General features: G+C 47.3%; 12 protein-coding genes. 9 read left to right on the plus strand and 3 right to left on the minus strand.

Annotated elements, in window-relative coordinates; translation table 11 throughout:
* The first annotated feature begins 73 nt into the window (after nucleotides 1-73).
* Nucleotides 74-523 (plus strand): OsmC family protein, encoded by a 450-nt coding sequence (locus B153_RS0111400; protein WP_020596837.1) that lies wholly within the window; start codon nucleotides 74-76, stop codon nucleotides 521-523.
* Nucleotides 524-576: 53 nt separating this feature from the next.
* Here B153_RS0111400 and B153_RS0111405 read toward each other — a convergent pair whose 3' ends face one another.
* The gene (locus B153_RS0111405) at nucleotides 577-1,392 is read right to left on the minus strand and encodes a hypothetical protein (RefSeq protein ID WP_245564870.1); all 816 of its coding nucleotides are present in this window, start codon (nucleotides 1,390-1,392) and stop codon (nucleotides 577-579) included.
* Nucleotides 1,393-1,943: 551 nt separating this feature from the next.
* On the opposite strand from B153_RS0111405, the gene B153_RS0111415 reads away from it, so the two are divergent.
* The 6 genes from B153_RS0111415 (at nucleotide 1,944) to B153_RS0111445 (ending at nucleotide 10,966) form a co-directional block, all read left to right on the plus strand.
* Nucleotides 1,944-2,759, plus strand: a complete 816-nt coding sequence (locus B153_RS0111415; RefSeq protein ID WP_020596839.1) for a FecR family protein — start codon at nucleotides 1,944-1,946, stop codon at nucleotides 2,757-2,759.
* Between the two features lie 35 nt (nucleotides 2,760-2,794).
* On the plus strand, nucleotides 2,795-5,899 hold the full coding sequence (locus tag B153_RS0111420; RefSeq protein WP_020596840.1) for a SusC/RagA family TonB-linked outer membrane protein: 3,105 nt from the start codon (nucleotides 2,795-2,797) through the stop codon (nucleotides 5,897-5,899).
* A gap of 49 nt (nucleotides 5,900-5,948) precedes the next feature.
* Entirely contained in the window at nucleotides 5,949-7,652 is a 1,704-nt protein-coding gene (locus B153_RS0111425; RefSeq protein WP_020596841.1) for a RagB/SusD family nutrient uptake outer membrane protein, read from the plus strand.
* Nucleotides 7,653-7,842: 190 nt separating this feature from the next.
* Nucleotides 7,843-8,769, plus strand: a complete 927-nt coding sequence (locus B153_RS0111435) for a sugar phosphate isomerase/epimerase family protein (protein ID WP_020596843.1) — start codon at nucleotides 7,843-7,845, stop codon at nucleotides 8,767-8,769.
* A 64-nt stretch (nucleotides 8,770-8,833) separates the two neighbouring features.
* A complete protein-coding gene (locus tag B153_RS0111440; RefSeq protein WP_020596844.1) occupies nucleotides 8,834-9,574 on the plus strand; it encodes a 3-keto-disaccharide hydrolase in 741 nt (246 codons plus the stop codon).
* A gap of 66 nt (nucleotides 9,575-9,640) precedes the next feature.
* Complete coding sequence (locus tag B153_RS0111445) at nucleotides 9,641-10,966, plus strand: Gfo/Idh/MocA family protein (protein WP_020596845.1); 1,326 nt, start codon at nucleotides 9,641-9,643, stop codon at nucleotides 10,964-10,966.
* 85 nt (nucleotides 10,967-11,051) lie between these two features.
* On the opposite strand, the gene B153_RS0111450 is transcribed toward B153_RS0111445, so the two are convergent.
* Both B153_RS0111450 and pyrF read right to left on the minus strand, forming a co-directional pair.
* Complete coding sequence (locus tag B153_RS0111450) at nucleotides 11,052-12,350, minus strand: DUF2851 family protein (RefSeq protein WP_020596846.1); 1,299 nt, start codon at nucleotides 12,348-12,350, stop codon at nucleotides 11,052-11,054.
* Between the two features lie 100 nt (nucleotides 12,351-12,450).
* Nucleotides 12,451-13,278: an orotidine-5'-phosphate decarboxylase gene (gene pyrF, locus B153_RS0111455; RefSeq protein ID WP_026262083.1), complete on the minus strand. Its 828-nt coding sequence runs from the start codon at nucleotides 13,276-13,278 to the stop codon at nucleotides 12,451-12,453.
* 115 nt (nucleotides 13,279-13,393) lie between these two features.
* Between pyrF and rfbC the strand changes: the two genes are divergently transcribed.
* Both rfbC and B153_RS0111465 read left to right on the plus strand, forming a co-directional pair.
* Nucleotides 13,394-13,939: a dTDP-4-dehydrorhamnose 3,5-epimerase gene (rfbC, locus tag B153_RS0111460; protein ID WP_020596848.1), complete on the plus strand. Its 546-nt coding sequence runs from the start codon at nucleotides 13,394-13,396 to the stop codon at nucleotides 13,937-13,939.
* A gap of 297 nt (nucleotides 13,940-14,236) precedes the next feature.
* Nucleotides 14,237-15,934 carry a glycosyltransferase family 39 protein gene (locus tag B153_RS0111465; RefSeq protein WP_020596849.1) on the plus strand — a complete coding sequence of 566 codons (1,698 nt, stop codon included), beginning with the start codon at nucleotides 14,237-14,239 and terminating at the stop codon, nucleotides 15,932-15,934.

Below are 15,934 nucleotides of genomic sequence, written 5' to 3' on the forward strand. Positions count from 1 at the left end.
ACAAAAACGATTCGGTCTAACGCATTTTCTTTAACGGCTCATTGAGCGAACCACTTGATATACGTTTAGTAGCATGGCAACGATTCATATTAATTACATGGGTGACCTGCGCACCGATTGCGAACACCTACAATCAGGGACGCACATTAATACAGATGCCCCTACCGACAACCAAGGGAAAGGTGAAGCCTTCTCTCCTACCGATCTGGTCGCTAATGCGCTGGGCACCTGCATCATTACCACTATGGCGATCCATGCCCGGCGCGATGGGATCGATCTGACAGGCAGCGAACTGGATGTTACCAAAATAATGACAACCCAGCTTCCTCGCAAAATAGCCCGTATAGAAATCAATCTTACCCTACGGGCTAATCGGGAAGGCGCTTCTTTCCTCCCCGACGACGAAACTCGCACCCGACTGGAGCGGATCGCGCACACCTGTCCGGTTGCGCTCTGTTTACATGCCGATGTTGAGCAGGCAGTTCGTATTCAATGGGAAGAAGCCGTCTCCACCCACAGCTGATACGTAAGGCTGGCTGGGATTTTGAAGTCCCAGCCAGCCTTACCTGTATGGCATTATTTATTTCGCTTTCGCTTCTGACCCCATCGCTTAATATCGGCAGTAAGATTTTCTAAGAAAAATGAAGGGCCGACCGACAGATATAAGCCTGTATAATTAATCTGACTTTCGGGAATATCCTTTTTCAGAACAAAGCGATAGCCTACCAGCATGTTGATGCCAAACCAATGCAGCGGAGGCAACCAACGTACTCTGGGAAAATGGTAAGCCCCTGACACTCCAACCCCTAAAGGAATAAAAACACCGCGGGCCAACTCGTGCTTCTCCGAAACATCGTCATTCCGTTCATAGCGTGAATGCCCATAGCCCAGCTCAAGCGGCATACTGATTTCAAACGCTTTTTGTCGGAATAAATAGCGCTCGTAGTAGAGGGTAGCCATTCGCAAACGACGGGTGACCGATTCGGATGAGTTGGGTAGCAAACCAGGCTGGTTGAGAGACTGATTTACGAAATAAAAACCAGCACCTGCTTTAAAACTGGCCATTCTTCCACCTTTCAGATTAGCCCGTCGATGGCTGGGCGGAAACAAAAACCCTGCCCGGACACCATATACACTAACGGGAGTTCGGCGGTTATCTTCGGTACGCGTATCGTTAAAAAAAGTAAACCGTTGGTCTGTCGATGCTGTAAATGTCAGGGATTTGGGCATCTCACTCTGTAGGGTATCGGTCTTTTGATGAATCGCACTTTCCTTTAGTCGCGTCTCTTCATTGATCGACACTTTTGTCTGTCCAAACGTAAGACTACTAACCAATAACCCCAATAAGCAGCCTATATATCTACTACTCCATAGTAAACGCATAGTTTTCATAACGTTAATGCATTTAATAACGGCAACAGCAGGCAATAGTTTAGTCATCATCTGCCCTCATGCGTCCCCTTCTGATTGTCATGTAACCATCATCAATTATCCATTAATCATCTACAGCTACTGATTTGTATAAAATAAAGGACTTCCGATCCATGTAAGCCGTCAAATACTGAATCACGTTAGAGTAGTCAGTAAAGGCCCTACATAGAAAGACAAATTATTAGATTAGTACAATTAGACCAGTCATTAATTTTTTATAACTCTATTTAGATTAACTTATTTTAATCTTGTAATTTCCAATATTTAATCCGCATATTTTCATAGTTTTCTGGTTTGGCAACGTTCCCGGAAACGCTTGCATAAAAAAAGTGAGAAATTTTATTCTCTTTATCCATTTTTTTTCAGAATATTATAATGGCACTATCACAGTGTAAAATAGTACATAATAAAGCTCTATCAAAGAATAATCCATTAACCTTATTAATTGACCAGACAAATTTTCTGAACGTAAGCGATGTACTTCATAAGTAGAAACCCTTATATCTGACGCTTTGGCCTACACGCAACAGCTAAATACCGTGTCCCATAAGCCATACTCTGCTTACACCGTTGAGGAGCTTGCCCTCGATGATCTTTTCGTACGTTGGGTACAACATCCCGACGACGATGAGGTAGCGGCTTATTGGCAAAGTTGGCTTTCACAAAATCCAGATTGTGCAGAAACAGTAGAAACGGCCCGTCAGCTTATTACGACAAGCAGCCAACCTACTTTGCCAGCACTATCGAGCGATGAAATGTCATCGGTATGGGGACGCATTCGGGAGTCGCTCCAGACCATGGAAGACCTCCGCCCGCTTCAGCCGGATGTCCGGACTGTAGTTGGCTGGTGGTACTTTTTCCGAACCATTGCTGCTGCTATGGGAGTCTTGCTCCTGATTGGCTGGGCCTTATGGATGCAGTATGGTCCAAACCAGCGCATTTCGACCGTCAGCACCTCCGCGCATCAAACTCAACAGATTCGTCTGCCCGACAATTCAACCGTTACTCTGTATCCAAACAGTTCAGTACGGTATGTTCGTCGATGGACGGATGAGACTCCCCGGGCGGTATGGCTGAAGGGCGAAGCGGATTTTTCGGTGATGCATCGGAACGATACCACATCGGCCCGACTGTTTCGGGTACATACCAGCGACCTCACGATCGAAGCTCTTGGCACAGCATTTCAGGTTAGCCAGCAAGCCGCCTGCACATCGGTCGCCTTGACCTCGGGAGCAGTCAACCTGCTCGTCAAACACCATAATCCCATCCGGCTCCGTTCGGGCGAGTGGATTGAGGTTCCAACCAGTTTGGACAAATCATTACCCTAGCTACCTTTTATAATTAACTCTTACTCGAACCTACAATGCAAAACACAATTACCCAACCTCCACGGAGATCGTGGCTACCTCTGCTTGGCCTTACGGCACTCGCACTACTGGGTCAGCCGGCCTATAGTGCCCCACCCACTACCCGATTAACGATAGATAACCCAACTCAGGAACGAGTCGTAACGGGGAAAGTTCTGTCGGGTGATGACAACTCCGGCCTGCCCGGTGTTAGCGTAGCGGTTAAAGGAACCACACGCGGCACAACCACCGATGCATCCGGCACTTACCGCATAAACGTACCCAATGGCCCGGCCGTGCTGGTATTCTCGGCAGTCGGCTTTGTTAGCCAGGAAGTCAATGTAGGCAATAAGTCGACCGTCAACTTAACCTTAAGCACCGATACGCGTGCGCTCAACGAAGTTGTCGTTGTGGGGTATGGTACCCAAAAGAAGAGCCAAACGACAGGGGCTATTTCATCGATTACGCCTAAGCAAATCACCGAACAACCCATCACAAACATTGGCCAGGCCATGCAGGGCCGGGTAGCCGGTGTCGACGTAGCCCAATCGGGTAGCCGCCCCGGCGCCGTACCAACGATCCGGATCCGTGGACGTCGTTCGTTCAATGCGGGCAACGACCCCTTATACGTAGTCGATGGAATTCCACTCGCCCGGGAATACGAAGACATCAACCCGAACGATGTTGCCTCGATGGAAATTCTGAAGGATGCTACAGCAACTGCCATCTATGGTGCCAGAGGTGCTAATGGCGTTGTACTGGTTACTACCAAACGGGGGAATCCAACCGGCAAAACGACGATCTCTTATGACAACTATGTGGGAGTCACCAACGTACTGGACAAAGTGCACCTGTTTAGCGGTTCCGAATTCGCCGAATTTGTACGGGAAGCCTATCGGACCACCAACAACTACAAAGATGCAAACGGCAATCCGGTTCCGACGGGTGTAGCCGATGCGTATGCTGACTCGAAAGTAGCTGTGTTGGGTGGCGACCCTGCCGTAGCGGCTGGTATTGCAGCCGGTCGTAATACTGACTGGCAGTCGCTGATTCTGAAACAGGGATTCCAGCAGAACCACACGATAGGCGTTCAGGGCGGTAACGAAAAAACCCAGTTCTACATTTCGGCAGGCTATTTCCAGGATAAAGGAATCATGCCGGGCCTTGATTTTACCCGTTATTCACTGCGTGCCAATATTGATCACCAGATTAACAAGGTTCTTAAAGTAGGTATTGCATCGTATATGATGTACAGCCTGCGCAATGGTGAGTCGCTGAACCCATATAACTTTACCCTGCAACAAAATCCGCTTGGACGGCCTTACGACGACAACGGTAACCTGATTTTCTCACCTACAAATGACGCTTTACTTACCAATCCGCTCGCTGAGGTTGTACCGGGCGCTCAAATCGATGAGCGTAAAAAATACCGGATTTTCAATAGCGTTTATGCCGAGGTAAACATCCTGGAAGGACTAAAATACCGCGTTAATTTCGGTCCTGATTTTACGATCAACCGATACGGTCGTTTTATCGGAGCCCAAACGAATGCTCGTAAAGGAGGAGACCCTCAGGCTTCTTTCGCCAGCACATTCAATTTCGACTATACGCTTGAAAACGTAGTAACGTATAACAAGAAGTTTGGTGATCATAACTTCGGCATAACGGCTCTGCAATCCATCCAGCGTGATAATTCGGAAGGAAGTAACATTAACGTTCAGGGTGTTCCGGCCGAGTCACAACAGTTTTATAATGTAGGTAATGCCAGCTCGGTACTGGGTGTTAGCAGTGGTCTGGTTCAGTGGACCATCAACTCATACATGGGCCGGATCAACTATGATTACAAAGACAAGTATTTGGTGACGGCTACCATCCGTCGGGATGGTTCGAGCCGGTTTGGTGAAAATACCAAGTATGGTAACTTCCCTGGTATCGCGTTGGGCTGGAATATCAGCAACGAAGATTTCCTGAAAGGTTCTTCCTGGATTGATCTGTTAAAATTGCGGGTTAGCCGGGGATCGGTAGGTAACCAGGGGGTGGCGCCATATCAAACGCAGGGGCTGTTAGGCCGTACGGTATATGCCTTCGGGAATACACCTGCCTATGGCTACCGTCCCGAAACGATTGGTAACGCTGATTTGCGCTGGGAAACATCGACCACCACAAACGTTGGGGTTGATTTCAGCCTCTGGCGGGGTCGGGTAGCGGGTGCTATCGAATTGTATAACACACGCACGACTGACCTGCTGCTGTCTGACCTGCTACCTACCTCAATTGGCTTTAACGCGGTAACCAAAAATATCGGCGAAACGCAGAACAAAGGGATAGAAGCCAGCATTTCGACGGTGAACGTAAATACGAAGGGCGGATTCAAATGGACTTCTGACATTGTATTCACTAAGAATACCGAAGCCATTATCTCCCTATTCAATGGGGCTGTTGATGATATAGGTAACAAACGCTTCATCGGTAAGCCGCTGACGGCCATGTATGATTACAAAAAAGCGGGTATCTGGCAAACCAATGAAGCTGATGCTGCTAAATCGTACCAAAGTGCAGTAGGCCAGATTAAAGTGCAGGATACGAACGGCGATGGTAAAATTACGGCTGATGACCGTGTGTATCTGGGCTCTGACATTCCAACCTGGAGTGGTGGTATCACAAACCGATTCAGTTACAAAGGCTTTGACCTGAACTTCTTTATCTATGCGCGGGTTGGCCAGACCATTCTGAGTGGATTCCACCGGGATAACAACCAGTTGGCAGGCCGCTACGAGCAGATCAAGGTCGATTACTGGACACCTAATAACCCAACCAACGAATTCCCACGGCCAAACTCAAGCCAGGAATTCCCAGTTTACAACACGGCCATTATCTACTTCGATGGCACCTTTGTGAAGGTAAGGAATATCAATTTTGGGTATACGTTCCCTTCCAGCATTACGTCGAAACTGCATCTGCAATCACTGCGGCTTTTCACCAGTATTCAGCAGCCATTCATCTTCTCGAGCTATCGGTCGAAGTATAACGGCGTTGACCCTGAAACAAGCGACGGTACGGTCAGCAATGGTGTTGTACCCGCTACCCGGGTTACGACCTTCGGTTTGAATGTTAAATTCTAAGCCACAGCCACTAATTGACGTGTTCATAAACACCTTACGATTCAAAAACATGAAATCAAAATTTTCACATAAATCAATTCGCATTCTTGCCCTTGCTACGCTCATGCTTAGTGGGCAGGCATGTAAGGATGTACTGAAAGAAACTGTAGTCTCCGCTATCGGCAACGATTACATCAATACGCCAAAAGGTTTTGAAGATGCCAGCAGAGCCGCTTACTCGTCCATGCGGAACTTCTACGGTTCAGAACGCGGACTAACCATGACCGAATACGGCACCGATATTTATCAGGCTGGAGCCGATGGCAGCTACAAAGGGTTTCACTTCTACGATACCCAGATGAATAGCTTTGTCGATATCATCCAACAAGTTTGGGAAGAACTCTATAAGGGTATCAACACCTGTAACGCCGTAATCGAACGGGCTCCAGCAGCTACGGTTTCGGACGCTACCAAAAAGCTGCGGGTAGCCGAAATGAAGTTTCTGCGGGCTCACTACTACTTTATTCTGACCCAGCAATTCGGGGGAGTAGATCTGCGGTTAACCGAAACACTAGGGCCCACGAAAGTAACGAAACGGGCAACGGAAGCTGAAATGTACAAGCAGATCACGGCTGATCTTGAAGCGGCCATCGCTGATTTGCCAACGACAAAAGCCTCGGCGCAGGCCGCCAGTGATTACGGTCGAGCTACGAAATCGGCTGCCGAACACCTGCTGGCTCGTGTTTATCTAACGAAAGCTACTTCATCAGCGAAAGCTACGGACGACTATGCCAAAGCTGCTACGTTAGCGCAGAGCGTGATTTCGAATTATGGCTATAAGCTTTTGCCCGATTTTGCCAGTGTATTTGCACAGGGAAGCGGTGAGATCAACGATGAGGTGATTTTTTCAGTACAGTATACCTCTGATCCGCTCACCAACATCAACACGGCCAATACCAACAATGGTGATGGAAACAAACTTCACCTCTACTTTGGGATGCAGTACGATGTTCAGCCTGGGATGAAACGGGATATTGCCAACGACCGCCCATTCAAACGGCTGAAACCAACGACGTATCTGTTGGAAACGGTCTTTAAAGATCGGGTTAATGATTCCCGCTACAAGAAGACGTTTAAGGATACCTGGCTATCGAATAACCCTGGCACGAATCTAAATACCTCGTTCGACAACAGTAAGGCTAAGGTTACGTATAAAGCGGGTGATACTGCCATCTTTATTCCGGGTGTTGAATGGACATTAGCCCAACGGGCTGCTAAACCGTATCAGGTACTGGTGCCAAGTGCTTACTCTCAGGCTTTGTTCCCAACCCTGCAAAAATTCCTGGACCCCAACCGTCCCGACCTGACCTATGAGCAGGGTAGCCGCGATTATCTGGCCTTCCGTCTGGCTGAAACCTATCTGATTCTGGCCGAGGCCCAATTTAAGCAAGGTAAGACAACGGAGGCATTAGCTGCTATCAACACTGTACGTCGTCGGGCTGCCTGGCCAGGAAAAGAAACCGCCATGGAAATAACCGCAGCGCAGCTGGACATGGAGATGATCATGCAGGAACGCGCCCGTGAGTTGGCTGGTGAACAAACACGCTGGTTCGATCTGAAGCGTTGGGGTAACCTGGTAGAACGGGTTAAATTATATAACCCTGATGGGGCCGCCAACGTAAAAGAGACGCATAACTACCGGCCAATTCCACAAACACAGATTGACCGTACGGAAGGGGGTAGCGCCAACTTCCCACAAAATCCGGGCTTCTAAAGAGTGAAAGAGCGAATGAGTGAAAGAGTGAATTACTGACGTAGGTCATTTTTCGCTCTTTCACTCATTCGCTCTTTCACTCTTTAAAACCAGTAGAATCAAATTTCCTTCCTCTTCTTTTAACCGAACCTGAATTGTTTCACCATCAGTAGCCACGTTTTTAGCTATCTGACTATCCCCGTTTCCAATCATGCAGGAGCCTGTAAACCGACGGCAGTTTCTTACAACGGCTGGTCTTTCCACGCTAGCCCTTACCGTAGGGGCTTCCCGATTAGCTGCTTTCGCTACAAATCCATCCGGACTCAAAATAGCTTATTCGGCCATTACCTGGGGGGGCAACGATGCTCAGGCCATCAACGATCTATCGGCACTTGGCTTCAAAGGCATTCAACTCCGGGCCAATACGTTCGGCCCTTATAAAGCCAAACCATCCGAATTAAAGGCCCTACTCGACCAACACCATCTGGCGCTGGCTATGTTTTCGAGTGGTAATGTAGAAATTGACCCCGCCAAAGAACAAAGCACGATTGACATGCACGTCGCTCATGCCAGTTTTGTAAAAGCCCTTGGCGGTTCTGCCATTCAACTGACCAATTCGGCCCGGCCCAAAGACCGACTTCCAACAACTGAGGAACTGAAACGTCTGGCTGCGGTAATGAACGAAATTGGCAAACAAACCGCCGATCTGGGTGTACAGGCGTCGTACCATAACCATATGCACCAACTTGGCGAAACACCCGAAGAGGTAGATGTGATTGTGCAGGCTATGAACCCAAAATATGTAAAGCTCGAGCTGGATATTGCTCACTACAAACAGGGCGGAGGGCAGCCCGAAAAAGCAGTAAAGCAATACAAAGACATTATTTATGCGCTGCACCTGAAAGATACCATGTCGCCCCTATCCGATAAGCCCAATGATCCCAAAGCGTATAAATTCGTTGAGCTAGGCCGTGGAAACGTCGATGTGCCAGCCGTATTTAAAGCACTGGAAGATATAAAATTCAAAGGCTGGGGCATAATAGAGTTGGATGGCGTACCCGAAAAAGACAAAACAGCTCTCCAGTGTGCCCAGATTAACAAAGACTATATCACAAAAACCTTACATCATCCATTATGAAAAAGTGAAAGAGCGAAAACACGCCAGCCACTCTTTCGCTCTTTCACTTTTTCGCTCTTTAAATATGAAACAACTCATCATCGGTACGGCCTTACTTGGCCTGCTGGCATTCGAGAAGCCACAAGCGCCTAATACACTGACTGACAAAGAGAAAAAAGAAGGCTGGAAATTGCTCTTCGATGGCAAAACAACCAACGGATGGCGGGGAGCTTACAAAGATAAATTCCCCGAAAAAGGCTGGACTGTTACAGACGGCATGCTAACCATTCAACAGTCGGACGGGTCCGAATCACAAAGTTTTGGCGACATTGTTACCGACGGGGAGTATAGTGATTTCGATCTTGTATTCGACTTTAAGTTGACCGAAGGAGCTAACAGTGGCGTCAAGTATTTCGTGGTTGAGCACTCACCGAAACCCAAAGGGTCAGCGTTTGGGCTGGAGTTTCAGGTGCTGGACGACGACAAACACCCTGACGCCAAACTGGGCCGAAACGGGAATCGTACTGTTGGTTCGTTATATGATCTGATCCCGGCATCGAGCAAAAAAGCAAACCCTATCGGCGAGTGGAATACAGGCCGAATCGTATCGAAAGGAAAGCATGTCGAACACTGGCTCAATGGCACCAAAGTAGTCGAATACGAACGGGGCAGTGAACAGTTCCGCGAACTGGTGGCTATGAGCAAATATAAAGCGCCTGATTACAATGCCAACGGTCGGTTTGGTGAAGCCCCAAAAGGGCATATTCTGCTTCAGGATCACGGAAACCGGGTCTATTACCGGAATATGAAGATAAAAACACGCTAAATTGGTAGTAGGCATTTTAGCTCTCTACCTTTCTTTTTACAGTCAAACGTTTCCCTTTCAAATTGTATGGAAAATCGTCGTGAGTTTATAAAAAAATCAGCGTTGGCCGGGCTCGGTATGAGTTTCTCGGCAGGTAGCTACGCTCGTATTTTAGGGTCGAACGACCGGGTTCGGGTGGGTATAGTCGGCTTTTCGGATCGCTTCCGGCAGTCGCTGGCCCCTGCTTTTGCAGAACATGCCAAAGCTCAGAACTTTGCATTCGTAGCTGTATCCGACATCTGGAACCGTCGTCGTGAAGAAGCCGACGCTTACCTGAAAGGCAAAGGGCTAAACGATAGCAACTTTTTCAAAGCGCGTAACAACGACGAACTGTTCGAGCGGAAAGATGTAGACGCGGTTATCATCAGTACTGCCGACTTCCAGCATGCGCTGCACTGTGCGGCTGCCGTTGAATCTGGCCATGATGTGTATTGCGAGAAACCGTTTGCCGAATCGCTCGACGATGCTCGTAAAGCCCTGAAAGCGGTTGAAAGTTCCAAAAAGATTGTTCAGATAGGCTCACAGCGTCGTTCGGCCCCCAATTACCACTCTGCCAACGAATTTATACGGTCCGGTAAATTCGGTGATATTACCATGGTTGAAATGACCTGGAACGTAAACCAGCCCGGCCGCTGGCGTCGAGCTAAACTCGTTTCCGAAATTCGGAAAGAGGATACCGACTGGGATCGCTACCAGCTCAATCGTCCAAAAACCGCCTGGGACCCACGTAAATACCTTGAGTTCCGGCTGTTCTATCCGTACTCGTCGGGTATTCCAGGGCAATGGATGTCGCACCAGATTGATACCGTACACTGGTTCAGCGGTCTGGATCATCCTCGTTCGGTAGTGGCCAACGGGGGGATTTATAGCTGGAAAGATGGTCGCACCAATGCTGATACCTTTACGGCTGTATTCGATTACGGCCCGGATAATGACAAAAGCAAAGGCTTCCAGGTGTTGTACTCGTCCCGAATGAACAACGAAGCGGGTGGGGTGAAAGAATATTACTACTCCAACGGGGGAATGATCAATCTCGACACCAACAAGATTTCTCCTGATGGGGGATTAGAAGAGAAGTATGCGAAAGACATGGGCATGAAGGCAAACCTTCTCCCCAGCATGTCGCTTGGCGAGGCCGCCAAAGTTGAAACATCGGCCAATACAGGGGGCGACCCAATGACGTCTCTACACATGCTGAACTGGATGGAATGCGTACGAAGCCGCAAAGAGCCTAATGCTCCCGCCCGTGTTGGTTTTAATCACTCGGTGGCAAACATCATGGCTACAATGGCGCTGCATACAGGCAAGCGTGTGACCTGGGACGCAACCAAGCACGATGTGGTAGTGAGTTAAAGGAGAAAAGGGAGGAGGGGGAAGAAAGGGACGAAGAGGAGCGTACAGCCTCCCTTTTATCCCTTTCTTCCCCCTTCTCCCTTTTCTACCCTTTCAACAACCCTGCTCCTATCTGACAGTTCAGGCATTTTTTTACTGTACAAAACTCATTATACAGTTCGATAGCCGCCTGCGAATCGAAAGCGGTACGGATACCCAATCCAAGCGTGTTCCAGTTTTCGGTCAGATTATTTTTTTCGGGGGGCAGTTGTTCCAGTAAACTGACAGCCCGGTCAATATAGGCGGGTTGCCCCCGGTGGTGTGCATAAGCCGCTAGCAAGGGCACCACGGTGTTGACAATTATACTGACAGCCGATGACTTGCCTAACGTCGGTACCGTTTTCTCCGATTTCTTTCCAAACCGATAATGCGACTGCCAATAGGCGGATGGCGTCACCTGCAAAGCCTCCAAAAGCATTTCGGCATCGGTTGTACCGGCAAATAGTGAAAATAAGCTGGCATTACGCGTAATCAAACAGGCCAACTGGGCCATACGAAGAGTTGGGAAATTGGCGGGGCGAAGCCTACCCCATTTCCAGATATGCGCTGGCATCTGTTTATCAGTAAGCGAATATTTAGCAGCCAGGAACCGATACTCTCGCTCCAGAATCCCGGTGTATTTATCCGACTGTTTTTCTACTTCATCCATTAACCCGGCTGCGCCAAACAATAGTGATTCAACCTGAACAAGGTTATCCCGATGTTTTAGCAGTACCTTTAGTGGTACCGATCGACTGAGCTGACCCATAGGATCAGCATTGATCTTGAAGCCCATCGTAACAGCTAGTAACCGATACGCTGTTTCTTCCCAGTCTCCGCCCGTACTATCGAACAAATCACGTACAATAACCGCCTTTCGTTCAAGGCGTTGCAGCATCGCTTTGTCCAGCATTGACGTTATACGAAGCGGTGATACAGAGCGAAAATGCCCGGCACAGGGGATACTATCGGCAGAAGTAGCCAGAAGTTGATACCGTTCCAGCAAGACAGGTTCCGTACGACCGCTTAATTCGAGCGTTGGCAAAGGTGTGCCATTCATTCGCTCAACCCGACGCCCTGTTATCGGCGTATCATCCTGCCAAACGATATGAAGAATCACATTATCGTATGCCTGGTCATATTGGTGCCTGTGGACCAGCCAATCTGACGTCCGGGTATGCATCTCTACCGTTCCTACCCACTCAACATCGCTGATGAGCAAACGAGCATTCGTAAAATCGGGGCCAGCATTATGGTTACGAAAACCAGGATGAATGACCTGGATACGCTCACCATCGGTTGTGGTCAGGTTTATCCGCGAAAAGTACTGGTATTGCCAGATAAAATAGAGAAATGATTCCGGCACAGCAACAATGTATAATAAATGACATATAATGTACAATTATCTACAGGTATAAGCAGAAAAACAAATGCAAACCCTTCGATAACGCTACATTAACAGGTATTTATTTGACACTTTCTGCCAGATAGCTTTTCATCTCCTGCTGCAACCGTTTAGCCTCTGCACGAGCCTGCCCAGCAAAGTCAGTTCCTGTAGAAGCATACAGTATACTCCGTGATGCATTCACCAGCAAGCCGCCATCAGCCGTAAGGCCATATCTGGAAACATCGGCTAAAGAGCCCCCCTGGGCTCCTACTCCAGGCACTAATAAAAAGTTTTTTGGCGCTAGTGTTCTAATTCTTCCCAGTTCTCGGGCCTGCGTTGCGCCAACTACAAACATAAGTTTATCGGGTCCTGCCCATGTCTGCGCTGTTTCAATAACCGTCTCAAATAGCTCCTGATTATCCACAGTCTGCCGCTGAAAATCTGCACTACCAGGATTTGAGGTCAATGCCAGTAAGATCACCCACTTCCCTTCATAAGCCAGAAAAGGCGTTACCGAATCATGCCCCATATACGGCGCAACCGTTACTGAATCGAAAGACAGCCCAGCCGCAGAAGGATCGAAAAACGTACGAGCGTATAAATCTGACGTATTACCGATATCGCCCCGCTTGGCATCTGCAATTGTAAAACACTCGGAAGGTATATACTCCAGTGTTTTCTGAAGACTTTCCCATCCACGTGGTCCCTGTGCTTCATAAAAGGCTATATTCGGCTTATAAGCCACAGCGAAGTCGGCAGTTGCATCAATGATCGCTTTATTAAATGCAAAAACCGGGTCTTTTTCCGTGAGTACGTGTGTAGGAATTTTTCGGGGGTCGGTATCTAAACCAACGCAGAGATAAGACTGTTTCTGAACGATCTGGCTACTTAATTCGGAGTACGTCATGCTGAATCGAAGAACCACCATTTAAAAATGATTCTGTCCAAAAGTACAACTTACCAAGCCGGTTTCATAAATTTGCCAGTAAGATAACTTATTGCCTACGAAACAAGTTGCTACCATGCAAGTCCGCCAAACGGCCATTGAGGGTCTTATCGAACTGATCCCACGCATCTTTGAAGACGAACGGGGTCATTTTTTCGAATCCTATAATAAACCTCTATTTGCATCACTGGGGCTACCAATGGAGTTCGTACAGGACAACCAATCGTATTCCGTTAAGGGTGTTTTGCGAGGATTACATATGCAAAATGAACCGTTCGCCCAGGGAAAGCTCGTACGGGTTATAACCGGACAGGTACTGGACATTGCGGTTGACCTTCGACCCGACTCTCCCACCTTCGGCCAATACGAATCCTTTCTGCTGGATGCTAAACTGTCCAATATGGCCTACATCCCCGAAGGATTTGCGCATGGATTTGTGGCGTTGGAAGATAGTATATTTAGCTATAAATGTACAAATGTGTACAATAAAGCTTCTGAATCAGGAATTATCTGGAACGACCCCGACCTGAATATTGACTGGGGCATTAAGAATCCAATAGTATCCGAAAAAGATCAAGAATTAAAGTTACTGCGTGACATATTCCCCCAGGCCGTAGTGTAATACCTAATCGCTTATTCTGATACTATGGGTTAGCCTATGTACGAAGTACGAAGGCTATGCCGTGGTCAAATACGCTACTATTGTTAGCCTTTATCAACACTAACCCCCGATGAGCACAGTTCATCGGGGGTTAGTGCGTTTAATTACTGTCAGTTACATTTTTTCGTAACTATTTCTTATGTTCACCTACCCAAATGGCATTCAAGCTTTTGTAGGAATTATATATTTGCAAGTAGAATTACATGTATACACTTTTACCATAAAAATCCCCTTTGCGATCGTCGGTTCTAGTTGCTTATGGAACACATTTACGCTTACATTTCCACCATAAAAAATCAACTTCTTTTTGTTTCACTGGTCTGGATTATTTCAGCCATAGCCATCAATCCCTACGGAGAATTTCCCTTCAATGATGATTGGGCCTATGCGCAATCAGTTCAGGCATTAGTTGAAAGGCATACGTTTTATATGTCGTCCTGGACCAGTACAAACCTACTGGTTCAAGTCGGTTGGGGAACCTTATTTTGCCTTCCATTTGGTTTTTCGTTTACGGCTCTCCGTATTTCTACATTAGCAGCCGGATTACTCGGTCTGTGGGGTACGCATCGACTTATCTACAAAGTAACGGATGATAGCCGTTTTGCTTTTGTAGGCACTTTATTGATGCTGGCCAACCCTATGTACCTGGGCTTATCAGCCTCCTTCATGACCGACATTCCGTTTTATACACTAATGGTATGGTCGCTGGCTTATATGGCTGTTGGATTGCGGGAAGATAGATTTTCACCCCTGCTAATAGGCTTATTTCTTGCGGCCCTCGCGTTGCTGATTCGCCAATTAGGTATCAGCTTATTTGTAGGTTTCAGCCTTGCCTATGTGGTTCGAAAGGGGATGAACTGGAAAACAATATCCATTGGTACTATTAGTATAGCTGCAGGCTTATCCATTCAGTTGCTTTACCAGCGCTGGCTTGACTATATGATGCCTGAATTGATCGCCTACAACGTACAGGCTAACAATTTCTTTAGTAAAAGTTTTTATGAGCGACCGCTGATTCATGATTTTTTCAACAATACGTTTGTCGTTTTGATGTATACTGGGGTCTTTATGATTCCTTATTTTTTACTGCTACTTACGAAAGGGAGCTGGGCTTTTCTACATAAAAATTTAGTATTGCTCATCTGCATTACAAGCACAGTTATTGGCCTCTGGTTCTATTTTTTCCAGGGTACGCTCATGCCAATCTGGTGGAATGTGCTCAATGCGTTCGGCCTGGGACCTATGCTTATGCGAGATACGTTTTATCGACTGTATACCCTACCGACACCTAATTTTCTGCGCATCCTTATGGGCTTCGTAACGATAGGCAGCATTCTTGGCAGCGTTGGGATTATTTACTACTTCATTAAGATTCTTCGTTATTTAACGAAGCGTGCTACCTCAAAGCAACAACGGTCTGTTGGTATTCTATTTCTTTCTGTAACCTGTATCTATTACCTGCCGATGAGCTTACAGGGGCTTTTTGATCGGTACTTGCTGCCTATTCCCGCGTTATTGCTTATTTTGATTTATATGGTTCGGGAAGAATATAGCCAAACCAAACCCGTCTCCACGTTGTCAATACCGCTCTATTTGTCGATGAGCCTCTTCGTGATCAGCTTTGTCTACAATATTTGCATTACTCATGACTATCTTGCCTGGAATCGTGTCCGGTGGCAATCGCTCAATAAGTTGCTAAAGCAAGGGGTGAAGCTGACGGATATTGATGGTGGCTTCGAATTTAACGGCTGGCATCTATATAATTCATCTTACAAACCCAGTTCCAATAAAAGCTTCTGGTGGGTGCACAATGACACCTATGTACTTGGAGCGAGTGTATTGCCAGGCTTTACACTTTTTCAGGAATTACCTGTGAATACCTGGCTTCCCTATGGCATTCAAAAGCTCTATATCGGCAAAAAGATAGACGGTTACAGCCCCAAGTCAACGGAATAA

The organism is Spirosoma panaciterrae DSM 21099 (genome assembly GCF_000374025.1).
Lineage (GTDB): Bacteria > Bacteroidota > Bacteroidia > Cytophagales > Spirosomataceae > Spirosoma > Spirosoma panaciterrae.

Coding starts and splice junctions, on each gene's coding strand:
- B153_RS0111400 (WP_020596837.1), top strand. CDS start 74: ATGGCAACGATTCATATTAATTACATGGGTGACCTGCGCACCGATTGC.
- B153_RS0111405 (WP_245564870.1), bottom strand. CDS start 1,392: ATGAAAACTATGCGTTTACTATGGAGTAGTAGATATATAGGCTGCTTA.
- B153_RS0111420 (WP_020596840.1), top strand. CDS start 2,795: ATGCAAAACACAATTACCCAACCTCCACGGAGATCGTGGCTACCTCTG.
- B153_RS0111425 (WP_020596841.1), top strand. CDS start 5,949: ATGAAATCAAAATTTTCACATAAATCAATTCGCATTCTTGCCCTTGCT.
- B153_RS0111435 (WP_020596843.1), top strand. CDS start 7,843: ATGCAGGAGCCTGTAAACCGACGGCAGTTTCTTACAACGGCTGGTCTT.
- B153_RS0111440 (WP_020596844.1), top strand. CDS start 8,834: ATGAAACAACTCATCATCGGTACGGCCTTACTTGGCCTGCTGGCATTC.
- B153_RS0111445 (WP_020596845.1), top strand. CDS start 9,641: ATGGAAAATCGTCGTGAGTTTATAAAAAAATCAGCGTTGGCCGGGCTC.
- pyrF (WP_026262083.1), bottom strand. CDS start 13,278: ATGACGTACTCCGAATTAAGTAGCCAGATCGTTCAGAAACAGTCTTAT.
- rfbC (WP_020596848.1), top strand. CDS start 13,394: ATGCAAGTCCGCCAAACGGCCATTGAGGGTCTTATCGAACTGATCCCA.
- B153_RS0111465 (WP_020596849.1), top strand. CDS start 14,237: ATGGAACACATTTACGCTTACATTTCCACCATAAAAAATCAACTTCTT.